Here is a 25,007-nt window from a genome sequence, read left to right as displayed (position 1 = left end):
ATTTTAAACCTGAGAAGGACACGAGAACCAGCCATGTCAGCCACCGGACGCGAACCGAGTTCGTCGACGACGGTCCCGCCGCCGCTCCCGCCGGACGACGCCGACGCGTGGTACGCTCCCGACGTCCGTGCCCAGTACGAGGTTCATCCGAACGTCGTTGCCACCGTCCGAGAGACCGCAACGGGCTTCGCGTACAGAGTCCGCGAACCGGTCCTCGGCACCGCTGGTGCGGACGCGATGGCACGGGTCCGCGAGCATTTCAGTGCCGCCAGCGGCCGCCGACCGCTGACGCGCGAGGGAGCCGTCGAGCGCGCCGAATCCGGCTTCGCACCGAAGTACGAGCGCGTTCTCGACCGCCTGCTCGAGACCTCCGCGGCGACCCGCCGTCGCGTCGACTACCACGCGCTCTGCGAGTTGCGCATGCTCGGCGACCTGACGCCGCTCGCGCTCGACGGTCGAATCGACGTAGTCGACGCGGGCGGCGACGCGGCCGCCGAGCCGGGACACCGTCGCCTCGTCGTCCACACCGAGGATTACGCGCCTGCGACGACCGAGTTCGGTGCCGACGCCGAGTACGTCAGCAACGTCGCTGGCGAACGGCTGACGCGCTACACCGTCCCCTTCTGTGGCTTCGGCGTCGACGTCGCAGTCTACCGCCAGCACGTCCTCGGGAGCGACCAGTTCACGACGAAGTACGCCGTCCTCGAACCGGACCTGCTGCCCGGCGACGAGGAACTCATCGAGGAGTGCAAATCCCGCATCTGGGAGGCGAACGTCGAGCGCGTCGTCGAGGATCGCCGCGCGTTCGTCGGCGACCGGGCCGAACAGTTCCTCTCGCGGCGGCTGACGGCGCGGAACACCCGCGCGTGGCTCGACGCGGCCACGTTCCGTCTCAAGCGCGCGCTCGCCGAGTACGACCTCGCCGTCCCGCCCGTGAACAGCCGCTTCGCCGACGACCGACTGGACGATCTGGTCTACTACGTTCTCAGAGATTACGTCGGCGAGAGCATCCTGACCGTCCCCATCCGTGACCCACATCTCGAAGACATCGAGGCCAACCGCGTCGGCGAGCGCGTGAAAGTCGTCCCGCGCACCGACGTCGTCGGCGACGAACGTCGCGACGGCCGGGTGCCGACGAACCTCCGGTTCGACGAGGAGACGGCCTTCGTCAACGTCGTCACCCAACTCGCCGCCAGCGACGGCACGGAGTTGAACGCGACGACGCCCTCCGCGAAGGTCAACCTCGACCCGCCGACAGTCGACGAGACGATTCGGTGTGCGGTCGCACTTCCGGTCATCAGCGAGGGTGGGCCGCACGTCTCCATCCGCAAGCAGTCGCCGGAGGCGATGACGCCCGTCGACCTCGTCGACGCCGACGCGCTCTCGACCGAGTTGGTCACGCTGCTCTGGTTGCTCTACGAACACCACGGCGTCGTGCTCTTCTCCGGACCGACCGGCGTCGGCAAGACAACGTTGATGAACGCGCATATGCCCTTCATCCCCTACGACGACCGGCCCATCAGCATCGACGAAGGGTCTCGCGAGGTCGACCTGCCCCACGAGACGGGCGTGTCGCTGACGACCCGCGACCACGAGAACGAGTACAAGCGCGTCACGATGGCCGACCTGATGACCGAGACCAACTATCTGAACCCCGACGTCGAGGTCATCGCCGAGATCAACACGCCCGCGAGCTTCGAGACCTTCGCGGAGACGCTCAACACCGGCCACGGCGTCATCGGCACCACCCACGCCGAGGACATCGAGACGCTCGTCAACCGCGTCGTCGAACAGGGACTGCCCCCGTATCTGCTCCGCGAACTCGACCTCGTCGTCTTCCCGCGGAAGGTCGACGGCGAGCGGTACGTCGGCGAGGTGGTCGAACTCCTCTCACCCGAGGAGTACGAGACGGTCTCCGGCCGCTGTGGAGTCGTCGAGAAACAGGGCGTCGAAGTCTACTGGAACACCGTCGCGTGGCGCGATACGGCGGGCGAGTTCCACCTCGACTACGGCCATCCCCAACTGGGTGACGACAGCCGAACCGTCGACGTTCGGACCTTCGAGCGTCTCGCGAGTCGGACCGACCGCGACGTCGATGCCGTCGAAGCCGAGTTCCACCGCAAGCACCGGTACGTCCAGTATCTCGTCCGCGAGGGCGTGAGCGACGTGACGGCACTGTTCGAGTTCCTCGCAGACCTCCGAACCGACGAGGCCGCGACGGTCGAACGCGTCAGCCGACAGTTGGAGTTGGCCGAGCGACGACGCGAGACTGGTGCGGAGTCAGAAGCCGTCGCCGACGGTGGAGTCGGAAACGAGACCGTCGACGGCGATAGCCGCGCCGGGAGCGGCCGATGAGCCTCGGAAACTCGTCGACGACCGCGTCGACGAGCGATGCGGCCGATACGGCCGACTCGGCCGACTCGACGGCGGGCGCGGGGTCGCTCTCTGTCCCCGACCGGGCACTCTACGCGCTCTTCGCCCGCCACGCCGACGCCGACGGCCACGCCGCCGACCGACGACAGTACCGCGGGACGGACCTCCGGGTGAGCTTCGACGTCTATCTCGCCCGTGTCTACGGCGCGTCCTGGCTGGCCTTCGCCGCGCTGCTCGTTCCGACGTTTCTCGTCGCCGTCGCGGTCCCGGCGTCGACGCTGGCGGCGGTGGCCGACTTTCTCGAGACGGGCATTCCGGTCGTCTCGCAGGTCGGCGTGCCCGCGATGCCGCGTTCCTACGCCGCCGTCGGTCTCGCACTCGCCGTCGCCACCGCGGGAAAGTGGGCCGTCGTCCGTCTCGGCGGACTCCACCTGCGGTGGCTCGCGTCGGCCCGCCGGACCGACATCGAGCGGACCCTTCCGGGTGCGGTTCGCTATCTCCACGCGCTCTCGTCGGGTAGCGAGAGCCAGCGCGAGATGCTCCGGAAGGTCGCCGACAGCGACGCCTACGGTGAGACGGCCGTCTCGGTCCGGAAGGCACTCAACACGGCCGCGTTGACCGGGAGCGTCGGCGAGGGACTGCGCCGGGTCGCCCGCGACACGCCGTCGCGGGATATGCTCGCGCCGTTCCTGCTCAAGTTCCGCGAGCACGCCAACCAGGGGTCCGACGAACTCGCAAACTATCTTCGGATGGAGAGCCGGATGCTCGGCCACCGACAGGCACGGGCCAGAGAGCGTGCGGAGGGGTTTCTGGAACTCCTCGCGGAACTGTTCATCGTCCTCCTCGTCATGCCCTCGCTGCTCGTCATCGTCCTGACGGTGATGAGCGTGCTCGCCCCCGGCCTGTCGGCTCCCATCGTCACCCCGCTCGGGAGCCTCTCCGTACGGGCGGCCATCGTCTACGGGAGTGCCGTCTTCGTCCTCGTCGTCGGCGTCGGTGCGAGCGTCCTGGTCGCCGACCTGCGACCGGCCGACCAGTCGACGAGCTACCGTCGGCCCGCGGGTCTCGTCGAGACGCTGCGGACGGCGACGACCAACCCCGCGAGTGCCGCAGTCGTGCTCGCGGTACCTGCCGTCATCGCGGCGGCCGCCCTGTGGACGCTGGACTACCATCCCGTCGACGTCATCCTGCTCAGCTACGTGGCCTACGGGCTGCCGGTCGGTGTCGTCGCCGTCCACCGCGCCCGACTGGACGATGCGAAGGACAGAGAGATCGAGGACTTCGTCCACGCCGTCTCCGGCCACGTCAGTCTGGGGCGGCCGTTCCCCGAAGCGGTCGAACTCGTCGCCCGCGACGTCGACCTCGGCGCGCTCAACGCCGACGTCACCGACCTCGCGTTCAACCTGACGCTGACGACGCGGGAGGGCCTCGGCGGAGCGATGGCGGACGCGGACGACGGGACGGACGACGACGGAATGGGCGACGACGGCGACACGGATCTCCGCTCGGCCGCGTTGGACCGCTTCGTCGACCGTGTCGGGACGCCGCTCGCCGAACAGTCGATGGGATTGGTGACCGGCGCGCTCGACGCTGGCAGCGATACCGAAGCGGTCTTCGAGACGCTCCAGGCCGAAATCGCCAGACTCTACCACGAAAAACAGGCACTCCGGTCGAGCCTCTTGGTTTACGTCGCCGTCGGCTGGACGACGGCCCTCCTCGTCGTCGGCATCACCGTCGCCGTCAACGGCTACGTGCTCGACGGCTTCGCCCAGCTGTCGTCGCTCTCGGGGGGTTCGGGCTTCGCGTTCGACCCGACGGCAATCGACCCCGCGCGTGACCGCTTCCGGTTCTACGTGGTCACGCAGGCGACGATGCTCGCCTCCGGCTGGTTCGCGGGGATGGCGAGCCGTGGAAAGTACGAGGCGTTGCTCCACTCGAGCGCGCTCGTGACGGTCTGCTACGTCGTGTTCACGGGGGCGGGGATGGTATGAGCCGAGAAACCTCTCTCGACGGCGGGACCGAGCGCAGAGGCCAGTCCGCCGTCGTCGGCGTCGCCCTCCTGTTGGGACTGACGATGCTCAGTCTCGGCGTCCTCACTGCCAGCGTCGGTACCATCGTTCAGAGCAACGCCGCCACGGCCGACGCGGGCCGCGTCACCGCCGACTTCGAGAGCACGCTCGAGCCGGTCGAGGCGACCGGGCCGGGGAGGGGGACCGTCTCGTTCACCGACGGCACCCTCCGCCGCGTCGACCGCAGCGTCCGAGTCCTGAACGACTCGGGGGTCGTCGCCACCGAGTCCGTCGGTGGCCTCGTCTACGAGAACGCCGAGCACCGTGTCGCGTTCCTCTCCGGGGGCGTCGTCCGCGGGACCGGCGAGGGTGCACGGTTCGCTACGGAGCCGCCGGTCGTCGCCAGCGACGACGTGCTTGTCATCGGCGTCGCCCGGCTGAACGCGAGCGGCCCCGACGCCGTCAGCGGGTCTGAGACCAGCGTCACACTCCGGACGGACGTCAGCCACAGCCGCCGGACGCTGGGCAACGACAGCTACCGCGTCGCCGTCGAGACCGCGACGCCCGCCGCCTGGGAGTCGTACTTCCGGCGAGCGAACGCGACGACCAGTCGCCGGGATTTCGACGGTGACGGCGTCGACAGCGTCGTCGCGGACTTCGGCGAGGATAGGACCACGTATCTCGTGGTCCACGACCTCCGCGTGGAGGTGAACGGTGGCTGACGCGGGCGACCGCCGGTCGGACGTCGGCGGCGGTCTCCGTGCCGACCGCCGTGGCCTCTCGCCGGTCGTGGGGAAGACGCTCGAAATCGGCATCGTGCTCCTGTTCGTGAGCCTCGTCACCGTCGCGCTCTACGGTGGTATCGTCCCGGAGTACCGGACGGCGGCGGCCGACGAGGTCGGTGACAGAACGCTCGTCGCCGCCGCCGAGCGTATCGAAGTGGCCGTCCCGCCGGACGCAACGGGAGTCCACAGCGAGACGCGCGTAGACCTGCCGCGGACCATCCGCGACGAACAGTACCGACTGCGCGTCACGAACCGGACGCTCGTGCTCGACCATCCCGACGCGGCCGTGTCGGGACGGCTGCCGCTCGCCTTCCCCGACCGGGTGACGGACGTCTCCGGCGTCTGGGACAGCACCGACGACCTGCTCGTCGTCGTCGACGGCGGGGCGGACGTCAGCGTCCGGCTGGAGGTGGCCGGATGAGCGCGAGAGCGCAGGCGAACCTTCCCGTCCTCGCCGTCGCGCTCGTCCTCCTCACGACCGTGACGGCCGTGAGCGTCGCGCTCGCCGACGGGGCACTGATCGGCGCGGACCGCGACCCGATCGACAGGCGGGCCGCGAGCGCGGTCGCCGACAGACTCGTCGCCGCCGACAGTGCCGCGACCGAGCGTGCGAACGTCCTGAACGCGACCGCAGTCGAGCGTCTCGACGCGGGTCGGCTCGACGAACTCGCGCCAGCGGCGCGAAACGGCTCGGTCCGGGTCCGACTGGGTGACCGAACCCTGGTCGAACGCGGCGAGCCAGCGGCCGGTGTGACCGTCCGCCGGGTCGTCCTCGTCGCCGAACGGGAGGCGACGACGCGGAGCCTCGATCTCGCCGAGTCGACGACGCTGACCCTCCCGCGACGGACGTCGGAAGTCACCGTCGACGTCGACAGTGCGAACGGAACGACAGTCGAGACGGTCCGCGCGAACGACCGCGTCGTCCTCCACGACGACGAGGGAGTCGGTCAGGCGGGTGACGGCGAGTCGACCGTCGAAGTCTCTCGCTTCGAGACCACCCGGCTGGCGTTCACGACGACGCCGAACCCGCAGGGAACGGCGACGGTCACGTTCTATCCGACCGAGACGACGAAGGCGGTGTTGGAGGTGACCGTCGATGCGTGACAGTTGCGACGAGCGGGCCGACCGCGGGGAGCCGTCGGCCAACAGGGGTCAGCTCTCACTGTCGGCCATCGAGGCTGGCGTCGGCGTGGTCTTCGTCCTCGCAGTCGCCGCGGGCTTTGGGCTGGGATTGCCACAGCCAGAGACCGCCGAGACACAGCTCGACGCCTACGCGACCGACGCGACGACGGTGCTCTCGGGGGAACCGCCACGACACGCCGGGGCGACGCGGCTCTCGGAGGTGACGCGCTCGGAGGCGAGCTTCGACCGCGAACAGGACGCCCTGGACCGCCGCGTCGACCGGATCCTCCCGGCGAACCTGATGTACCGCGTCCGGACACCCCACGGTAGCGTCGGCTACGCGCGGCCGACCGGCGTCCCGGTGGGTGAGTCGACCGTGACGACGCTCTCCGGCGAAGTGACGATCTGGGTGTGGTACGCATGAGTTCGCAGAGCCGAGGCCAGCTGGTGCTCGTCGCGGCCGCCGTCGTCGCAATCGCGCTCGTGCCGATGGTGGCCGCGTATCTCCAGTTGGGCTACCACGCCGACGTCGAGGCGACCGGCGAACACCGCCATCCGGCCGAGGACGCCGAACGCGTCCTCGAACGGGCGGTCCACAACGCCTCCGTCGCCGCCACCGGCGAGTACGACTGGTCGGAGCGAGACCAGGCCGCCGACGAGATAAACGACACGCTCGCACCGTTCGTCGCGCAGGTCGAGGAGTCGCGGGTGGAGTCGGGTGTCGTCTACCGCGTCGACCGGAACGTCTCGGCGGCGACGACGTGGGCCGCGGCGAACTGCCCGACCGGCCCGAACCGCGAGTTCGGCGCGTGTGAGTCGGTGGGTGGCGTCGTCGTCCAGGAACGCGCCGGTGAGACGCAGCCGTTGGCGGTCGCGCTTGACGTGCGGGTCACGACCGACGAGACGACGACGCGGCTGACGTTCGTGTTCCGTAGCGTGGGACGCTAGGGCGTCTCGTCGCGTAAATTCCTCGAGACGGCCGTTCGCCACAGCCGACACGACGACCGCTCGCAGTTCATCACGCAGGCTGGCGATGATTGACGCTGACAGAGCGGGATACCAAGCGTTGAGCCACTCTCAACGGCTTATCTCTCTAAATTCTATAGAGTTGGCCTCGATATCCACATACAAGCTACTATACGGACTCTCGTCTGCCCACCACGCATATGTCTCTGAGAACTGGTCTGGGACAACAACTCGGATCCGATATCTTCCCGCTTCAGTTATTACTTCGCTATACGACTTCTTTTCATCTGGACTGAGACCAACTGTCTCTGAATAGAATGGATCGTCGAACCCGTCTGAATAGAACGGATTATCAAATCCGTGTGAAGACACCTCAACAGTCACCTGTTTGGCAGAACCCGTTGAATTATCTATGCTGAAATCGTGATTGTTGGGATTACTACTACAGCCAGAGAGGATTGGTAACGCGCCAAATGCGTATGTGACATAGTCCCGCCTGCGCATATTCGTATTGTCAGACCTTGAAATAATATGGCTGTTGGCTCAGGCATTTTATTGGACTGGTTTCAATACAACATTCGAGGGAACGGTCGAGTTCGGCACTCTGAACAGTGTGGGTAGAGATCAACGACGGCTGAGAACCATTGAATCACCGCCAGCGGATGCTGCAACTCATCGGTCGTCTGCTACTGGTGTGATGTTGCAGTCGGAGTCGCTGATCTGAGCGAGGAAAAGTTAGTTCTCCCATGGCGAAAAACGATAAGCAGTACCAACGCAAGCAGCATCCCGATGAACACCTGTCCACCGATGTCGGATTCAATCGCGGGAAACGCCCACAGCGACCAATTGAACGAAGCGTGGAGCAAAATCATCGGGGCGAGACTCCCGCCAGTGTTCTGAAAGACCCACGTCATAACGACAGCCAGGAGCGTGATCGTAATCATGAATCCTACGAGGGGGCGTTGGTAGTACATCGTCATCGACGGCATGTAGAACCACGGCAAATGCCAGACGCCCCAGACGAGTCCCAGCACGAGACTCCCTGCGAGGGCACCAAACCGTTCGATCAGCGGTTCGAGTGCGTACCCACGCCACCCTAACTCCTCTTGAAGCGGCCCACCAAGAAACAGAATGTAGACGAACGCGATTGGGAGCGCATACACCTCACCCGCCCACGGAAGTGTCGGTTCGATTCCCCAGACGACGGCAACACCGAGTGCGCCGATTGCGAGCACTGGGAACAGCACTCCCGCCAGAACAAGCCACCCTCGGGAAACCGACAGATCGATAACACGCTTGAGGAGCCGGACGACACCGTCCCGCCCACCGTGGAGATACACGAGGAGCAGTGCAGACACGGTGGGACCGAACGCTCCGACCTCCGGCAACACGGCGATTCCGACGATCAGGTCGTCTATCACCGCACTGCCCGTCTCGGCACCCGAGGACACGATGACCTTCGGGAGCCACAACGCCCACGAGAACACGAATGTAAGCGAAAAGAAACCCACGAGCAATTTGGTGGCGTTGCTCGGGCGTTCGTCGGCAACTGGTGAGGCGGTCATCGGATGGCATTGTATAACGCGTAGCTGTAACAAGAACGTTCGGACGGTCTCGGTTCGCCGCTTCAGGTCGCTAGATAAGCGGGTTCCGTGGGAGAGACGCACTGTGCACGTCGTACGCTCGCAGAATTGTCTGTCAGGAATATAGTTTCACCAACCAGCAGTCCGGTTACCTGCCCAAAGGCTATTCACGAAAGGTATGGATAACACAGGATTTCAACAACGCCGTTGAGATGTCGAAGCGTCTGCCGCGTCTGTGGCTCAGTCGAAGTTGAACCCGCTCGGCGGTGTCGCGTCGCCCGCGACGATGTCCTCCAGCGTCTCTCGGGGGAGCGTGTCGACGATGGCGTCGGGCATCCCCTCGGGCAGCCGGCTCCGGAGTTCCGCCAGCGACAGCCCCGAGAGGTCGGTTCCGGTCGGTCGGCCGCTTCGGCCCGACCCGTCGGCGCGGGCAGGTCGTTCGGCTCCGTCAGTCCGGTCTGTCCGGTCGGTTCGGTTGACGTCGACCTCCTCGCCGGTGTTGAGCCGGGCGAGTGCGGCGTCGAGGTCGTTTGCGGTCTCGGACTGCTCGCGGATGTTCTCGGAGATACGCGCAATCTCGGTCGCGACGTCGTCGGCACCGGCCGCCGCCTCGTCGACCAGATGCGACAGTTCGCTGCTCGTCGCGGCCTGCTCGTCCGTGGCGGTGGCGACCTCCTCGATACCCGCGGAGGTCTCGGACACCGCGTCGACGATGGCGTCGAGGCTGCCGAGCGAGGATTCGACGCTGTCGACACCCTCGTCGATGCGGTCGTCGGCGGTATCGAGGCTGTCGGCGGTGTCGTCGATGTGGTCCGTGACGACGTCGATGACCTCCTCGACGCGCTTGGCCTGCTGTTTCGACTCGTTGGCGAGGTTCTTGACCTCCTCGGCGACGACGGCGAAGCCGGCACCGGCCTCGCCCGCCCGCGCCGCCTCGATGGAGGCGTTCAGCGCGAGGAGGTTGGTCTGTTCGGCGATGTCGTCGATGACCTCGACGATCTCCTCGATCTCGTCGACGGCGTCGACGAGTCCCTCGACGTCGTCGGTGATGTCCTCGCGGGCGTCGTCGATGCGGTGGATGCTGTCGATGGCGTCACTGGCTGACTCCCGGCCCGTCGTGGCCAGTTCCTCGGCCCGGTCACTCGTCTGGGCGACCTGCTCGGCCGTCGCAGCGACCTCCTCGACCGTCGCGCTCATGTTCGCGAGTTCGTCGGAGACCTCCTGCATCCGCGCGGACTGCTCGCTGCCGAGTTGGTCGATGGAGTCGGTGCTCTCGGCGGCCTCGGTCGTGGAAATCTGCAACGAGTCGACCGTGTCGGCGACGGTGTCGCGGAGCGCGCGGGAGCGTTCGATCTCGGTCCGCATCTCGTCGGAGTACGAGTGGAGATACGTGTCGTTGACGACCTGCATATCGAGGTTCAGCCCGCGGATAGCTGCCTTCGCGTTGTCGAAGCCGTCTTCGACGGCGGCGGCGACCTCCTCGCGCCGCTCGTCGGTGGCTCCCTCGGTCGCCGCGGCGACCGTCAGCTCGCAGATAGCGTCGAGAAAGAGCGTGTTGATGTTGCCGAACATCCCGCCGAAGTAGTGCAGCGGCATATCGATGCGGTCGTGGAGCATCCCGATGCGGGTCCGGCGGGCGAAGTGGTCCGCATCGTAGGACCCGCCTGTGAACGTCCGGAGATAGCCAGCGACGATGGCCTCCAGTTGCTCGTCGGTGACCGGCGAGCGGTCGAACACTTCCGTCGTCCGGTCGTGTGCGTGCACCTTGTCCATGAACGCGCCGGTGAGGCTGTCCATTCGCCCTTCGACGGCGTCACCCATCGCTTCGAGTCGTGCCGCGTCCTCGCCGGTGAAGCCGACGAACTCCTTGCGCCACGCGACTTCGTCGACTGTCAACCCGATCTCCGCTGCCAGTTGCTTCGCGGACCGCTCGGTTCCGCCCGCTCGGCCTTGCACACCAGATGCCATTGGCCACGCTGCACGCGGATAGTGTAAAGACTTGTGCCCCTGATTACAACATCTGATAACCACACGTGAATATTTCCGGTAACTCCCCGACGCTGGTGTCGGACCGTCTCACACGCGACCACCGAACCCAGCCGGAACGTCTCACACGGTAGCCAGCGAATCCACACCGAAATCCGCTGGTACGGAAACCAATAGGTGTGCCCGGTCCTGAGCGGCGGTATGGTCACACTCCAAGCGACGGCTTCGCTGTCGGTGCCCGCGCTCATCCTCGCCGGGATCGCCGCCGCCGTGGTGGCGACGCTCGCGATGGACGCCGTGATGGCCCGCATCGACGAGGGCGAGACGCCGCCGTACATCGCCAGCGGCGTGCTCACCGAGACGCATCCCGACGACGCCCCCGACCGCCTCGCGTCGGTGGTCCACTACGTCGCTGGCGCGCTGACGGGACCGCTGTTCGTCTGGCTCGTGCTCGTCGCCCAGGCACTCGTCGGGCCGGGCGCGCTCGCCGTCGTCGCGGCGACCGTCGTCTGCTATCCGCTGATGGTGGGCTTCTTCGCGCTCGTCGTCCTCCCGCGGTCGCAGGGGTTGGCCCGACAGCGACTCCGGGCGATTCGCCGCGCGTGGACCGTCGAGGCCGCCGTCTACCTGCTCGTGCTCGCCCCGCTCGTCGGCGTCGCTGCCGCGGTGTTGTAGTCTCCGAACCGGCCGGTGTCGCAGACGGCGAGGAGTTTTAACCCCCGAGCGAAATTCCCGAGGAGATGAATCTCCCGCTCGAACTGGTCTCCATCGTCGGTCTGGTCGCCGTCGGCTGGGTCGTCAACCGGTCGCTCGCGGTCGTCTCGGCGTACGAACAGGTCGTCGTCACCGACGGCGGTGAGGTGGCCGACGTCCTCGAACCCGGCATCAACTTCGTCCGCCCGTTCGGTCGCGGACGGACCCACTACGATATGCGCCAGCAGACGCTCACGATGGGCGAGCGGGTCACCACGGCCGACGGCGACGAGCGATCCGTCAAGACGACGCTACGGTTCCGCGTCGACGACGTCCGCCGGCTCCACGAGACGGCTCCGGACTACCAGGACCGACTGGTCGACGTCCTCCGCCGGGAACTACACAGCAGCGTCGGCCGCGCGGACGGGGCGACGCTCGCGGACGACCCGGCGGCAGTCGCCGACCGGCTGGCCGAGCGAGTGAGCCGAGAGGTCGAGTCGTGGGGGCTGGCCGTCGAGAGTGCGGAGCTACACGAGTAACCGTCGGCGACGAACGCGCTGTCGGCGAACGCGTCGTCACCACGTTCGACGTGGAACGCCGCGGCTCACACCGCAGCCAACCGTTCGCGTTCGTCGCGAAGCAGCCGTTCCCAGAGCCCGAACAGCGCGCTGTCCAGCCCGTAGACGGCGTCGATGTCGCGGACCCACGCGTCGTCGGTGAACAGCAGTTCCTGAAACCGCCGGACGTCGTCGGACAGTTCCTCGCGGTGGCCGGTATAGTACGTGATCGTCTCCGCACGGGTTCGCTCGACGAGCGACGCGGGGACCGCGATACCGGACTCGCGGGCGACGTGGTCGTACCACTCCAGATGGAGCAGGGCGTCGGCGAAGACGAACTGGTCGACGAAGCCGTCGACGTAGCAGAGTGCGGACCGGCCGTCGACGTAGACGTCGCGCGGGCGGCTGAACCGCGGGACCGAGACGTGGTCGAGACCGTCTGCGTACTCGCGTGCGACGCTCCGGAGTTTCGTCTCGGCGAGTTGGTTGAACGGCGCGAGTGCGAGTTCGTACCACAGCGGCATCCACTCGCAGTACGGGTCGCAGAAGACGGCGTCGGCGAGGAGGTCGGCAGCGACGGAGCGGGCGAGGTCGGGAGGGAGGTCGGTGTCGCCCGCGCGCATCGCGGCGGTCGCTTCCTGGTATTCGGACTCGAAGGACCCCGTCTCGAAGTCCATCCCCTCCGAGACGGTGAGGACGTACTCCGCGCCGATGCGGTACCAGTCGGCGAAGTCGGCGGGCGAGGTGAGCGAGAGCAGCGAGAGGACTGTCACGGACGGGCCTTCGGACCGGAGCGGGTTGTCGCTGTCGCTGTCGCGGTCAGCCGGGAATGTCAGTCGTCGTCGCCGGTCGTCCCCGAGTCCCGTCCACGGGGGTCGCTGCCGAGCGACGTCGCCCCCGACGCACGCGGGCCGAGCGGCTTGCCGTGCAGCAGGTCGCCGAAGACGACGTTGGCGAACTGCGCGACGAGGACGGCCGAGAGCGGGCCGAGGAAGAGGCCGTACCAGCCGAACAGCGCGGTCCCGAGGACGTACGAGAAGAGCACCAGCCCGCGGTGGAGCGTCTGTCCGGAGACGACCGGGCGGAGCACCGCCTGCGGGAGGAAATCGAGGACGACGAAACAGACCACGAGGAAGGCGACGGGGAACCAGCCGAGTCCCGAGGCGTCCGTCCGGGCCGCCTGTAGCCCGAGCCACGCTGCGACGGGGACGTAGACGACCTTGCCGACGACGAGCGGGATGAACGTCGCGAGGCCGGTAAGGACGGCGAGGAGCGTCGGGAACGGCACCGTCAGCGGCGACGGCGCGAGATAGCCGAAGCCGTTGTAGACGACGACGGAGACGACCGTGACGAGCAGGACGGTGAGGACGTTGCCGAAGTAGACCGTCTCGAGGTCGCGGTCGACAGCCGAGAGATAGGCGTAGGCGGCGGTGTGTTCGTCGCCGACTTCGGCACGGAACCACCGCTCCAACCGGTCGCCGTCGCGAAAGAGGAAGAACGCGAACGTCAGCGAGAGCGTGAGATGCAGTAATCCAGTACCGACGGTTCCCAGCGTGGTGAGAACGGTGTTGACGCCGGTCTGGAGCCGGGCGAGTTCGTCGAGGCTCTCGACGAAGGTCGTCGGCCGACCGACGAGCGTCGACAGCGACCGCGGGTCGCCCGGCACTCGCGAGAGGACGAAGTCGACCATCGTCGCGCCCGCGACGGCACTGAACTCTTGGAAGGCGACGAACGCGGTGTAGCCGAGCAGTCCGAGGACGGGCAAAACGAGACAGAGCAGTGTGAGCGACGCGGCGACGCCGTCGCCGAAGCGGTCTTCGAGCCGTATGTGGATGGGCCTCGCACCGTAGTAGACGAACAGCCCGAAGACGAACGTGCCGACGAACGAGTACAGAAACAGCCCGAGGATGCCGAAGAGCACCGCCGCGACGGCCCACCAGCCGAGGCGTCTCCGCCCGATGCCGAACGGCAGCCGCTCGTCCATGGCCGAAGTGAGGTGGGCCACCGTCTTTTAGCTACTGCCCGGCCGAACCGTGTGCCCGGAGTGGGGTGCCCCGTGGATGGATGACAGTGCCTCCTGAGTAGAGTAGATGCCCGGTCCGGTCGAACCGAGTGTTCGGAGGGGTGGCAGGCGAGTCAGTCCCACGTCACCCACGCGAGCACGGCGAGCGCGAGCGTTTCGAGGACGTGGAGCGTGAGCATCGCCTGCCACGCGACAGCGGGGACTGCCGTCGAAAACCACACCGAGAGCGTCGGGTCTACCTGGTAGTAGTAGAGCGCGAAGGCGTTCTCGGCGAGGAGGAACGTCGCGAACGTCGCCAGCCCGAGGGTGTGTTTCGAGCGGAACTTGACGAAGTTCCGCAGCCACACGGTCCCCAGTCCGAGGAGGACGAGGACGTTTACGGCGGCGGCGACGCGTGCCACGTCGACCCAGCGGTCCATCTACTGCTCGACGATGAACTGCCCGGCGACGTCCTGCACCTCCGCCATCGTCATCGGCTCGTCGACCGCCACCGGGAACGGCGACTCGACGTTGAGTTCGTTGAGGAAGCTGGCGTGCCGCGCCTCGACGCTGTGGATGCCGATGGCGGCCGAGAAGACCGCGTCGGCCGAGACGGAGGGTGCGGCACCCTTGTACGCGGCGACACCGGTGTTCTCCAAGGCCTGCGCGACGCCGAGGAACTCGGAGGCCGTCTCGTAGCCGAAGTCGTATTCGGCCTCCTCGACGGGCGTCCCGCCCAGCTGTTCGACCGTATCCGCGATGGCCGAGACGTGGGCGGCCTCGTGCTCACCGGCCATCGCGAGGTGGCCGGGAACCTTCATCTTCAGCGCGTCGTCGTAGTCCGAGAGCACCGAGGCGTTCATCAGCTCGTCGTCGGAGAACGTCTCCAGCCCCTCGCGGTAGAAGGCGTTCTCCAGATGTTCGAGCGTCAGCGCGTAGTTCAGGACGTCGACGTCGCTGGTGCCGTCGTCGGCCTTGCGGTCGGGCGTCGGGACCTCCATGTCGTCGCTGCGGGTGATGGCACTCGCGTCGACCTCCGAGGTGATGAAGCCGCCCGCGATGTCGAGGACCTCCTGCACCGAGCTGGCCTCGTCGACGGCGTTCGGGAAGGGAGCGTCGTCGTTGACGAGGTTGAGGAACGCGGCGTGACGCGCCTCGACACTGTGGATGCCCGCGGCGGCCGCGAGGATGTCGTTGTTGACGACCTTCGGCGCGGCACCCGCGTAGGCGGCGACGCCGGTGTTCTCGAGGGCCTGTGCCGTCGCGAGGAACTCCGAGGGAGTCCCGTAGCCGAAGTCGTACTCGGCCTCCGCGACGGGCGTCCCGCCGAGTTGTTCGATGGTGTCCGAAATCGCCGCGACGTGGGCGGCCTCGTGCTCGCCGGCGACGCGGAGATACTCGGGGACGTCCATCCGGACGGTCTCGCCGAACTTCGAGAGGCTGTCTGCGCCCATCAGCTCGTCGTCGGAGAACTCGTTCAGCCCCTCGCGGTAGAAGGCGTTCTCCAGATGTTCGAGCGTCAGCGCGTAGTTGAGAATCGGGACGTCGGGGTTGCCCATCGGCTCGGGCGTCGCCGTCGGCTCCTCGGTCGGTGCCATCGTCGGCTCGTCCGTCTCCGTCATCGTCGGCTCCATCGTCCCCTCGTCGCTCGGGCTGCTGCCGGCACAGCCTGCGAGGGCGGTGCCGCCGATGACCCCCAGGGTGGCGAGGATCTTCCGGCGAGAGGTGCGGGTGGCGGAGCCGCTCGGGCCGCGCTGGTTGGTCGGATGCTGGTCGGTTCGGTCGTCGCGGTCGGCGTCGGAAGTGTTCCGGCTCATCTGTCTTCATCCACTGGAACGGCGGTGCCCTACATGAGCGATTTCCGAACTGTCTCCGACGTGTCTCCGAGGTGGCACCGAACTCGGGGCGAACTCTCTCCAAACTCTCTCCAAAATCGGACTGTTCGGGTCGCGCCGGTCCGGTTGGTGACGAGCACGAACGTTCGGCAGTCGTCCGCCGAGCGCGCCCGAACGGAAACGACCGCCTCGCAGAACAGTCTAGCTATCCAACTGGTCGTCCAGTCCCCACTCCTCGGCGCGCTGTTCGGCCTCGGCGCGGGCCTCCTCGCGGATGGCCTGTATCTTCTCGTCGTCGGCGAGGAAGGCCTCGACCGCGCTCTGGTCGTCCGCGTCGCCGTCCGCGAGTCGCGCCTCCGGCGCGGCCGACCGCGTCCGGGCGGCGAGGTCGGCGTCGGCGGCGAGTTCCTCGGCGGGCATCCCCGGCGGGACCCGCAGGTCGGGCGTGTCGTGGACGTCGGCGAGCGTGCTGGCAGGCAGTTCGTACAGCTCCGCGCGGTACGGGCCGGGGACCGCGAGATCGCCGAGCGCGTCGGGACCGCCGCGCTCGGAGTGCGCATCGTAGGCGAGGACGGGCACGCCGGTCTCGAAGGTGAGGACGGCCCGGCGGTCGCCGTCGAGCAAGAGTGCGTCCTGTGGTTGGAGCACCGCATAACCTGTCAGCTCCCGCTCTAAGGCCGTCACCAGCGCGACGCCGGGGTCCTCGACGACCCGCGAGCGGACGAGCGTTCCCTCGGGGAGTCGGAACCCGGTCCCGAGGCTGTCTGCCCCGACCGTCATGGCGTCTCGGGGACGACCGCGCTGCGGAAGCGGTCGGCGACGTCCTCCTCGTCACCCGAACGGACGTCGATGGCGGCGGCGGCCTCGCGGTAGGCGTCGGCGGCGACGGAGTCCGGGGCGTGTGCGAGCAGCGGTTCGCCCGCCCGGCGCGCGCCGCGGACGACGTCGCTGTCGGGGACCGTCGCCAGCGTCTCGCCGCCGAAGTAGCGTTCGGCCTGGTCCGTGACCTTCCCGATACGCTCGTCGTCGTGGACCTTGTTGAACAGGACGCCCGCGGTGTCGGTCCCGTAGGACTGGGCGTACTCCTGCACCTTCAGCCCGTCCGAGAGCGACGGGATGGTCGGCTGGAGGACGACCACCACCCTGTCGGCCAGCACGACCGGCAGGACGGCACTCTTCGAGCCGAGGGCGGCTGGCGAGTCGAGCAGGACGACGTCGGTGTCGGCGGCGAGGTCGGCGACGACGTCTTTCAACCTCCCTGGGTCGGCGGCCTCGAAGGCGGCGAGGCTCGTCCCGCAGGGGACGACCGACATCCCGAAGCGGTCGTAGACGGCCTCGTTCACGGAAGTTCCCGTCTCCTCGACCAGCAGGTCGTGAAGGGTGACTTCGACGTCGTCGAGACCGGCGTGAAAGAGGAGGTTCGCCATCCCCGTGTCGGCGTCGATGACAGTCACGTCGTGGTCGGCCGCGAGTGCCATGCCGAGCGCGAGGGTCGTCGTCGTCTTGCCCGTCCCGCCCTTGCCGCTCGCGACCGCGAACGCCTCGACCATGAAACTTCGTTGGACCCTCGGCGTGTTTAAAACTTGGGCTATTCGAGTGGAAAAATCAGCAATAGCGCGAAGCGACAGCCCGAAGCGATAACCGACCTGTCGCCGTAGCTGGCGCATGACCCGTCCAGAGCCCCCCAAGTCGTCACGGAAACTGACGCTCGTGGCCGGCCTCGTCGTGCTGCTCGTCGCCCTGCTCGTCGTTGCCGCGTTCGTCGTCGGCCAGCGCGACCGCCAGCCCGAGCTGGAGCCGCCGTTCTGACCTCCATCGGGTCGGCTTGCCGACCACGGAGAAACCGGCAATCGGTGTGCTAGCACGCTCCACAATACTTTCCTCCCGTCCACCCACAGGTCCACGAGATGACGGAGACGAACGGGACGGCGAGCCACGCCGTCCGTATCTGTACGGGAGCGCGGTCGCGCTCGCAAGCTCGCCGACTCGTGGCGGCCGCACGCGACGAGGCGACGACGGCGACGGTCCACGAGGTCGGACCGGCCGGTATCGGCGACCTCGCCCCGCTGGTCCTCGTGACGGCCGACGGCGAGACAGCCTTCCACGCCGGCGTGTCCGAGGACGACGTCCGAGCCCTGGTCCGCGCGCTCGAAGCCGACGACCTCAGGATTGCCGAGGCCCACGCGGTCGTCGCCCACGACCCGGACACGGCGACGCTCCCGGTCCCCGACGAGGGACCGCTCGCGGTCGGCCGTCGGCGCGTCCTCGCACGCGCGGGCTGGTCCGTCCCTGACGAGGTCGGCGACGACGAACGGTTCGCGGCCGACGTCGTCGGCGACGACCCCGAAGCGGCGGACGAGCGCGTCCGGACGACCGGGCTGCTCGGCCGGGGTCGCGGCGACGCCAGCACCGACGAGCCGGTCGTCGAGGAGTGGGACCGCGCCCGTGAGACGATGGAATCAGGAAGCGACCCGGTGCTCGTGGTCAACGCCAACGAGGCCGACGAGCGCGACCGGACCGACAGCCTCCTGCTCGAATCGGACCCGGTGAGCGTCGTCGACGGCGCGCTCGCGGTCGCCGACCTGCTCGACGTCGCGGACGTCGTGTTCTACACGCGGGAGGGCGACGAACTGGCCCGCGAGCGACTCGACGCCGCCGTCGACGCAGTCTGCGGCCACCTTTCGCCGCCGAAGCGGCCGCAGGTCGTCGCCGGTCCCGACCGCTACGTCGCGGGGGAGATGACGATGGCCCTGGAGTCACTGGAGGGCAACGACCGGCTGGAGGCCCGCCTGCGGCCGCCGACGCCCGCCCAACACGGTCTCTACGGCCGGCCGACGCTGATTCACACGCCGCGGACGCTGGCACAGCTCCGACGGCTGTGGCTCCACCCCGACGACTTCGACGCCGACGACGCCGACCCCGGGACGCGGCTCGTGACGGTCTCCGGCGATGTGGCTGCCCCTGCGACAGTCGAACTGTCGACGAGCGGGTCGCTGGCGGCAGTTCGCGGGACGGTGACGCTCGACGGGCCGTTCAAGATGGCCTGTGTCGGCGGCCAGTTCGGCGGTCTCACACGGTCGCTCGACCATCCGCCGAACGCGCCCGCCCTGTCGGGTGCCGACCTCGGCACCCACGGCGCGGTCGAACTACTGGACGACTCGCGGTGCGCCGTCGCGACGGCGGGCACGCGCGCGCGGTTCGCCGAGGAGGAGAACTGCGGCCGCTGTGTCCCCTGCCGGGAGGGGTCGGTCCAGCTGACCGACCTCCTGCGGGCGGTCTACGGCGGCGACTACCGGAGCGGGACGATTCGGGAGTTGGCCCGCGTCATGCGGACGACGAGCACCTGCGACTTCGGGCAGGCCGCGGCGCGGCCGGTCACGACGGCGATGGACGCCTTCGAGACGGAGTTCCGCGCCCACGCCGAGGGCCGGTGTCCCAGCGGCGAGTGTGAAGCAGTGAACCGAGCCGGGCGGCGCGGCGAAGAGCGCGAGACGGGCGAGGTGAGCCAGCCATGAGCACCGACGAAAGAACGGACACGACCAGCGACGACGCACCGCTTCCCAGAATCCCTGACGTCGACGACCCCCGTCCCAGCACGCCGCTGACGGAAGATTTCAACACCGGGACGGCCAACGACCCCACGGTCGGGACGCGTGGCGAGGAGATGACCCACGTCACCGTCGACGGCCAGCCCGTCGCCGTCCCACCGGGGTCGACGCTCCTCGACGCGATGGAGACCGTCGACGTCGCCAGCGAGGTTCCCGCACTCTGCCATTACGACCGCGACACCGACCAGGGCGACAAGGTCGGCCCGCGCAGCGAGTGTCGGACGTGCATGGTCGAAACCGACGAACACGGTCTCGTCCCGTCGTGCAGTTTCCCCGCGGAGGACGGCCTGACCGTCCGCACCGACGCCGAGGACGCCGCCGAAGCCAGAGACGTGAACCTCGATCTCGTCCTCTCGAACCACAACCTGCGCTGTACCACCTGCGGGAAGAACGGCCGCTGTGAACTGCAGGACACTGCCATCGACAACGGCGTCGAGGAGCCGCGGTACGGCGTCTTCGAGGAGCGCGACGAGTACGAACCGCTCGACGCGTCGTCGTCAGTCATCCAAATCGACCGCAACAAATGCATCCTCTGTAACCGCTGTGTCGAGGCCTGCAACGACGTGCAGGTCGAAGGCGTCCTCCGCATCGAAGGCTCCGGCTCGGACACGCGAATCGGCTTCCAGTCGGACGTCGACACGATGCAGGAGTCGACCTGCGTCTCCTGCGGCCACTGTGCGACGGTCTGTCCGACCGGCTCGCTCGTCGAGAGCGACCTCGCCGAGAGCGCGACGATTCCGTTCCCCGGCTTCAACCAGAAGAACTCCATCGGCACCGTCGTCCAAGGAGAGCGGGCGGAACGGGCGGACACGAAGCCGACGGACGCGGCCGACTCCACCGATCCCGCGGACCCCGCCGAGCTGTCGGGCGTCGCGCGCTTCATGGCGAAAGCCAAGCGGCGCGCGCAGTCGACGGCGAAACATCTCGGCGACGAGATGCTGAAACAGGCCGAACACGCCAGCGAGGCGGTCGCCTCGAAGACCCTCTCGACCGGCCAGCTGTTCGACACGGCGACGCTCGTCGCCGACGCCCGGCTCGGCAAGGTCACGAAGGCCGAGACAACCTGCAACTACTGTGCGGTCGGCTGTCGGTTCGAGCTGTATGGCAAGGACGGCAGCGTCCTCGGCGTCCGACCCGCGGACCCCGAAGCGACGCCCGCAAACGACTTCTCGACCTGCGTGAAGGGGAAGTTCGGCTACGACTTCGTCGACAGCGACGACCGGCTGACAACGCCACTGATTCGGGAAGATGATGGGAGTGGTGACTTCCGGGAGGCGACGTGGGAGGAGGCCTACGACCGCATCTACGAAGAACTGAGTGCGATTCAGGAGAAGAGTGGCAACGACGCCGTCGCCGTCACCTCCTCCTCGAAATGTACCAACGAGGAGAACTTCCTGAACCAGAAGTTCGCGCGCCAGGTCCTCGGGACGCCACACGTCGACAACTGCGCACGGCTCTGTCACTCCTCGACCGTGACGGGTCTCCAGCAGACCGTCGGCTACGGCGCGATGACGAACCGCATCAACGAGGACATCGGCGAAACCGACTGCTACCTCATCACGGGCTCGAACACGACTGAGGGTCATCCGGTCCTCGCGACGCGCATCAAGCAGAACGTGCGTGACGGAGCCGATTTGTTCGTCTTCGAGCCGCGGGAGATCGGTCTCGCCGAGCACGCGACGCAGTACACCCGGACGAAGCCCGGCTCGGACATCGCGTGGCTCAACGGGATGGTTCGCCACATCATCGCCGAGGACCTCCACGACGAGGAGTTCATCGAGGAGCGCACGAAGCACTTCGAGGAACTGAAGGAGAAGGTCGAACCGTTTACGCCCGAGAAGGTCGAGGAACTCGCGGGCGTGCCACCAGCGGAGTTGAAGAACGCCGCCGAGACCATCGCCACGGCCGACACCTGCATCTTCGGCTGGGCGATGGGGATGACCCAGCACGCTCACGGGACGCGCAACGTCCTCGCCATCACCAATCTCGCGCTCGTGACGGGGAATCTCGGCAAGCCCGGCGCGGGCCTGTCGCCCTTCCGCGGGCAGAACAACGTGCAGGGCGGCGGCGGCGACATGGGACCCGCCCCGCACAACCTCCCCGGCTACCAGGACCCGACCGACGACGACGTGGCAGACAAGTTCGCCGAGGTGTGGGGCGAACGGCCGCCGCAGGAGATCGGCCTCAGACTGCCGGAACAGTACGAGGCGATGCTCGACGGCGAAATCAGGGGAATGTTCATCATGGGTGAGAACCCGGTGCTCTCGGAGCCGGACATTCGCGAGGCGCGTCACGCGATTCAGGAGTTGGACTTCCTCGCGGTGCAGGACATCTTCCTGACCGAGACGGCCGAATACGCCGACGTCGTGCTCCCGGCCGCCTCGAACGCCGAGAAGTACGGCACCTTCACCAACACCGAACGGCGCGTCCAACTCGTCCGGCCCGCGGTCGAACCGCCGGGGGTCGCGAAGACCGACCTACGCATCCTCACGGACCTCGCCGAACGCTTCGGCTACGACTGGGACTACAGCTCCGCGGCGGACGTGATGGACGAAATCGCCCAACTGGTTCCCATCTACAGCGGCATCAGCTACGACCGCCTGGAGTCGACGCCCGCGGGTCTCCAGTGGCCCTGTACCGACGCCGAGGACCCGGGAACGCCCTTCCTCTACGAGGACGAGTTCAACTTCTCGGACGGGCTCGCGCGGTTCGTCCCCGCGGACTACGCAGGACCCGCAGAGCTGCCCGACGAGGAGTTCCCCCTGATGCTCACCTCCGGCCGGGTGCTCTACCACTGGCACACGGGAACGATGACCCGCCGGACGCAGGTGTCGATGGACCACGTTCCCGAATCGTTCGTCACTATCCACCCCGACATGGCCGAGCAGTTGGGCGTGACTGACGGGGAGTACGTCCGCGTCGTCTCCCGCCGCGGCGACATCGTCGTCCGCGCGGAGGTCGAAGACGTCTCGGACCCCGGCGTGGTCTTCATCCCGATGCACTTCGCGGAGGGAGCCATCAACGAACTCACCCAGCACGAACTCGATCCCGACTCCTACATCCCGGAGTACAAGGTGTCGAGCGTCCGTATCGAACCGCTCGGCTCGGACGCCGAAGCCGACGAGTTGACGAGTCGGCCCCGGACCCGTGGTGACGGCGAGTTGGACGAAGGCACCGCAGACGACTGAAGCAGAGACAGAGGCTACTTCTCTTCCCCGGCTGAACCCCCGACAATGCGCTCTGCAGTCATCGTCGCTGGCGGCCGCTCGACCCGCTTCGGCGACGCCGACAAGGCCGTCGCCGACCTCGCGGGCGTCCCCATGGTTCGCCGCGTCGCCGATCGAATAGCACCCGTCGTCGACGAACTCGTCGTGAACTGCCGCGCCGACCAGCAGAAGGCCATCGAGACCGCGCTGGCCGACTTCCCGCTCCCCCTTACATTCGCGCTGGACCCCGAGACCGACGAGGGACCGATGGCCGGCATCGGCACCGGCCTCGCCGCCTGTGACGGCGAGTACGCCGCCGTCGTCGCCTGCGATATGCCCTTCGTCGACGCCGCCGTCGTGGCGTATCTGTTCGAGCGCGCCGAATCCGAGGACGTCGACGCCGCGGTGCCCAAACTGGAGGACGGCTGGTACCAGACGACGCAGGCGGTCTACCGCGCCGACGCGATGGCCGCGGCGTGTGAGGCCGCGCTCGCTCGTGGTGAGCGGAAGGTTCTCGCGCCGCTGGAAGAACTGGAGTGGGTCGTCGTCAGCGAGGCAGAGGTGGCCGAGCACGGCAACCTCGGAACATTCGAGAACCTCAATACTCGCGAGGAGTTTGAGGCAGCGCGGGAGGGGTTCTAAGTCGACGAGAGTATGCAGAAAGCATTTACTCGGCGGGTCTGAGTAGTCAGTTGACAGACACGATGGCACTGCCCTCTACTTCCAACCTCCGACTGGCCGGTCTCCTCGTCGCACTGTTGCTCGTCGCCAGCGGCTTCTACCCCGGTGCGTTCTGGTCGCCGTACAGCAACGACCACTACGAGTTCACCGTCGCTCCGGAGTCCTCGGAGATGTACGAGGAGTATACGGAGTATTACGACCCGGAGGTCCTCCAGTACGAGGACCTCTCGCCGACGGCACAGGAGTTCATCGAACGAGCGAAGGCCGGCGAACCGGAGGGCAACGGCTGGGGGCGGAGCTACGAACCCACTGTCTGCCACGAGTTCCTCCTCGTCTGTGACGAGGTCCCCAGAGAGGAGCTGCCCGAGGAGTTCGGCTATGGATTCAGTCTCAGTGAGCGAGAAGCCCTCCACGTCATCGAGGAGGACGGCGAGCGGTATCTCCTCGAAACCGGGACGGTGGAGAGTGCGTTCTTCGGTCCCGTCCCGATAGGGTTCATCGTCGGTTGGCTGACGGTGATCCCGCTCGGCTTGTTCGTCGGAATCGTCACACAACGCTCGGAGCGTGACCGACTCCGCTGGGGGCTCGTCATCGGCGGCCTCGTCGTCGCCGTCCTCGGCCTGCTCGCACCCTATCTTGAGATGTTCCTCGGCGTGTCGGCGGTGACGCTCGGCCTCGTGTGTCTGGTCGCGGCGTGGGTCAGTATCGTCGTCTACGGCTGTTACAGCCTCGCGCAGTGGGTCTCCGACTGGAAAGCGCGTCGCGCTCGCACATCGTAGCCCGCCGACTACGCCACCACGTCGACCAACGGCTCGTCGGTGTTCATCCGCGCCAGCACCACACGAGACACGTCGACGCGCTCGTGAATCCCCGCGGCGATCTCGCGACCGACAGCCTCCAGTTCCGCGTCGTCGACCATGTTTATCAGAGGCACCACCGTCGCCCGCGGCGGGACCTTCTTGCGACCGCCCTGCTTGCTCGCCACGACCTCGGCGACGTCGTCCGCGCCGATGGTGTCGCCGACGTCGAGTCCCGTCACGGCCGCGACGCGCTCGGGGCGGTGAACGTACTCGTCCGACAGAGGCTTTCCGACGACCTTCGCGCTCGCAATCGGAATCACGGTGTCGGCCATCGCGGGGATGCGCGGTTCGTGTTCGTCCGGTGCCTTGAGCCACCGGGTGCGCGCGCCGTCGGCCTTGACGAAGACCGCGTCGGCGTGGCCGCTGGCGCGCATCGCGGTCACGAGTGCCGGGTCGTAGCCGCGGTAGCGGTCCTCGCGTTCCTGTTCGGGGACGACGCCGAGCGGCCAGTCGGCGTTCGCTCGCATCGCTTCGACCGGCGCGTCGGTGACGGCGACGCGGGCGACCTCCTCGTCGAAGATGGGGATGCGGACCGTCGCGGTGACGACGCCGCGCTCGACCCGGTTCGCGAGCGAGTAGAGCGTCGTCTTCTTGCCGCCCGCGCCGACGACGCAGACCATCCCCTTCTCCGCGGCGAGTGCTTCGACGATGTTCATGGCTTCTGCACTCACTCGACCGCGAAAAAGGGTGTGTTAGACATCCGGAACGTTCTATTCAGAAACAGGTTGTCGAAAGCGTGCT

The 25,007-nt window shown here is 67.5% G+C and carries 24 protein-coding genes; 14 read left to right on the top strand and 10 right to left on the bottom strand.

Annotated elements, in window-relative coordinates; all coding sequences use genetic code 11:
* The first annotated feature begins 33 nt into the window (after window positions 1-33).
* Genes BLR57_RS03545 through BLR57_RS03515 form a run of 7 tightly spaced genes read left to right on the top strand, consistent with a single transcriptional unit; the run spans window position 34 to window position 7,237 of the window.
* On the top strand, window positions 34-2,355 hold the full coding sequence (locus BLR57_RS03545; protein WP_089694194.1) for a type II/IV secretion system ATPase subunit: 2,322 nt from the start codon (window positions 34-36) through the stop codon (window positions 2,353-2,355).
* On the top strand, window positions 2,352-4,364 hold the full coding sequence (locus tag BLR57_RS03540) for a type II secretion system F family protein (protein ID WP_089694193.1): 2,013 nt from the start codon (window positions 2,352-2,354) through the stop codon (window positions 4,362-4,364). Before BLR57_RS03545 ends, BLR57_RS03540 begins: the two co-directional genes overlap by 4 nt.
* The gene (locus BLR57_RS03535) at window positions 4,361-5,104 is read left to right on the top strand and encodes a DUF7289 family protein (protein ID WP_089694191.1); all 744 of its coding nucleotides are present in this window, start codon (window positions 4,361-4,363) and stop codon (window positions 5,102-5,104) included. Before BLR57_RS03540 ends, BLR57_RS03535 begins: the two co-directional genes overlap by 4 nt.
* Window positions 5,097-5,588: a DUF7266 family protein gene (locus BLR57_RS03530; RefSeq protein ID WP_089694189.1), complete on the top strand. Its 492-nt coding sequence runs from the start codon at window positions 5,097-5,099 to the stop codon at window positions 5,586-5,588. The genes BLR57_RS03535 and BLR57_RS03530 overlap by 8 nt, the downstream gene beginning before the upstream one ends.
* A complete protein-coding gene (locus BLR57_RS03525) occupies window positions 5,585-6,271 on the top strand; it encodes a DUF7263 family protein (protein ID WP_089694187.1) in 687 nt (228 codons plus the stop codon). Before BLR57_RS03530 ends, BLR57_RS03525 begins: the two co-directional genes overlap by 4 nt.
* The gene (locus BLR57_RS03520; protein ID WP_089694185.1) at window positions 6,264-6,713 is read left to right on the top strand and encodes a DUF7262 family protein; all 450 of its coding nucleotides are present in this window, start codon (window positions 6,264-6,266) and stop codon (window positions 6,711-6,713) included. Before BLR57_RS03525 ends, BLR57_RS03520 begins: the two co-directional genes overlap by 8 nt.
* On the top strand, window positions 6,710-7,237 hold the full coding sequence (locus tag BLR57_RS03515; RefSeq protein WP_089694183.1) for a DUF7261 family protein: 528 nt from the start codon (window positions 6,710-6,712) through the stop codon (window positions 7,235-7,237). Before BLR57_RS03520 ends, BLR57_RS03515 begins: the two co-directional genes overlap by 4 nt.
* Window positions 7,238-7,366: 129 nt before the next feature.
* On the opposite strand, the gene BLR57_RS18845 is transcribed toward BLR57_RS03515, so the two are convergent.
* From BLR57_RS18845 to BLR57_RS03505, 3 genes are all read right to left on the bottom strand, one after another.
* Window positions 7,367-7,759 carry an Ig-like domain-containing protein gene (locus tag BLR57_RS18845; RefSeq protein WP_139173272.1) on the bottom strand — a complete coding sequence of 131 codons (393 nt, stop codon included), beginning with the start codon at window positions 7,757-7,759 and terminating at the stop codon, window positions 7,367-7,369.
* Window positions 7,760-7,941: 182 nt separating this feature from the next.
* Window positions 7,942-8,820 carry a CPBP family intramembrane glutamic endopeptidase gene (locus tag BLR57_RS03510; protein WP_089694181.1) on the bottom strand — a complete coding sequence of 293 codons (879 nt, stop codon included), beginning with the start codon at window positions 8,818-8,820 and terminating at the stop codon, window positions 7,942-7,944.
* A 258-nt stretch (window positions 8,821-9,078) separates the two neighbouring features.
* Window positions 9,079-10,806 (bottom strand): globin-coupled sensor protein, encoded by a 1,728-nt coding sequence (locus BLR57_RS03505; protein ID WP_089694179.1) that lies wholly within the window; start codon window positions 10,804-10,806, stop codon window positions 9,079-9,081.
* A 219-nt stretch (window positions 10,807-11,025) separates the two neighbouring features.
* On the opposite strand from BLR57_RS03505, the gene BLR57_RS03500 reads away from it, so the two are divergent.
* Window positions 11,026-11,499 (top strand): hypothetical protein, encoded by a 474-nt coding sequence (locus tag BLR57_RS03500; RefSeq protein ID WP_244509894.1) that lies wholly within the window; start codon window positions 11,026-11,028, stop codon window positions 11,497-11,499.
* Window positions 11,500-11,564: 65 nt separating this feature from the next.
* Window positions 11,565-12,056 (top strand): SPFH domain-containing protein, encoded by a 492-nt coding sequence (locus tag BLR57_RS03495; RefSeq protein ID WP_089694177.1) that lies wholly within the window; start codon window positions 11,565-11,567, stop codon window positions 12,054-12,056.
* Window positions 12,057-12,121: 65 nt separating this feature from the next.
* Here BLR57_RS03495 and BLR57_RS03490 read toward each other — a convergent pair whose 3' ends face one another.
* From BLR57_RS03490 to BLR57_RS03465, 6 genes are all read right to left on the bottom strand, one after another.
* Window positions 12,122-12,847: a DUF8116 family protein gene (locus tag BLR57_RS03490; protein WP_089694175.1), complete on the bottom strand. Its 726-nt coding sequence runs from the start codon at window positions 12,845-12,847 to the stop codon at window positions 12,122-12,124.
* Window positions 12,848-12,906: 59 nt separating this feature from the next.
* Window positions 12,907-14,058, bottom strand: coding sequence for an AI-2E family transporter (locus BLR57_RS03485; RefSeq protein ID WP_089694173.1), 1,152 nt, complete (start codon window positions 14,056-14,058; stop codon window positions 12,907-12,909).
* Between the two features lie 152 nt (window positions 14,059-14,210).
* Window positions 14,211-14,516: a DUF8036 family membrane protein gene (locus BLR57_RS03480; RefSeq protein WP_089694171.1), complete on the bottom strand. Its 306-nt coding sequence runs from the start codon at window positions 14,514-14,516 to the stop codon at window positions 14,211-14,213.
* Window positions 14,517-15,893, bottom strand: a complete 1,377-nt coding sequence (locus BLR57_RS03475; RefSeq protein WP_089694170.1) for a ferritin-like domain-containing protein — start codon at window positions 15,891-15,893, stop codon at window positions 14,517-14,519.
* 219 nt (window positions 15,894-16,112) lie between these two features.
* A complete protein-coding gene (locus tag BLR57_RS03470) occupies window positions 16,113-16,691 on the bottom strand; it encodes a DUF8054 family protein (RefSeq protein ID WP_089694168.1) in 579 nt (192 codons plus the stop codon).
* Window positions 16,688-17,461, bottom strand: coding sequence for a nucleotide-binding protein (locus BLR57_RS03465; RefSeq protein WP_089694165.1), 774 nt, complete (start codon window positions 17,459-17,461; stop codon window positions 16,688-16,690). Before BLR57_RS03465 ends, BLR57_RS03470 begins: the two co-directional genes overlap by 4 nt.
* A 115-nt stretch (window positions 17,462-17,576) precedes the next feature.
* Between BLR57_RS03465 and BLR57_RS19225 the strand changes: the two genes are divergently transcribed.
* The 5 genes from BLR57_RS19225 to BLR57_RS03445 all read left to right on the top strand — a co-directional run bounded on the left by BLR57_RS19225 (window position 17,577) and on the right by BLR57_RS03445 (window position 24,185).
* A complete protein-coding gene (locus BLR57_RS19225) occupies window positions 17,577-17,720 on the top strand; it encodes a hypothetical protein (RefSeq protein ID WP_170830550.1) in 144 nt (47 codons plus the stop codon).
* 98 nt (window positions 17,721-17,818) lie between these two features.
* A complete protein-coding gene (locus tag BLR57_RS03460; RefSeq protein WP_089694163.1) occupies window positions 17,819-19,426 on the top strand; it encodes an NADH-ubiquinone oxidoreductase-F iron-sulfur binding region domain-containing protein in 1,608 nt (535 codons plus the stop codon).
* Window positions 19,423-22,707 (top strand): formate dehydrogenase subunit alpha, encoded by a 3,285-nt coding sequence (fdhF, locus tag BLR57_RS03455; RefSeq protein WP_089694162.1) that lies wholly within the window; start codon window positions 19,423-19,425, stop codon window positions 22,705-22,707. The genes BLR57_RS03460 and fdhF overlap by 4 nt, the downstream gene beginning before the upstream one ends.
* A gap of 45 nt (window positions 22,708-22,752) precedes the next feature.
* A complete protein-coding gene (gene mobA / locus BLR57_RS03450) occupies window positions 22,753-23,367 on the top strand; it encodes a molybdenum cofactor guanylyltransferase (protein ID WP_089694159.1) in 615 nt (204 codons plus the stop codon).
* A 62-nt stretch (window positions 23,368-23,429) separates the two neighbouring features.
* Window positions 23,430-24,185 (top strand): MFS transporter, encoded by a 756-nt coding sequence (locus tag BLR57_RS03445; protein WP_089694157.1) that lies wholly within the window; start codon window positions 23,430-23,432, stop codon window positions 24,183-24,185.
* An 8-nt stretch (window positions 24,186-24,193) separates the two neighbouring features.
* On the opposite strand, the gene yqeC is transcribed toward BLR57_RS03445, so the two are convergent.
* The gene (yqeC, locus tag BLR57_RS03440) at window positions 24,194-24,922 is read right to left on the bottom strand and encodes a selenium cofactor biosynthesis protein YqeC (RefSeq protein WP_089694155.1); all 729 of its coding nucleotides are present in this window, start codon (window positions 24,920-24,922) and stop codon (window positions 24,194-24,196) included.
* Between the last annotated feature and the right edge of the window lie 85 nt (window positions 24,923-25,007).

It is taken from the genome of Halogranum gelatinilyticum, assembly GCF_900103715.1.
Taxonomy (GTDB): domain Archaea; phylum Halobacteriota; class Halobacteria; order Halobacteriales; family Haloferacaceae; genus Halogranum; species Halogranum gelatinilyticum.
This window is presented reverse-complemented; position numbering and strand designations above follow the sequence as displayed.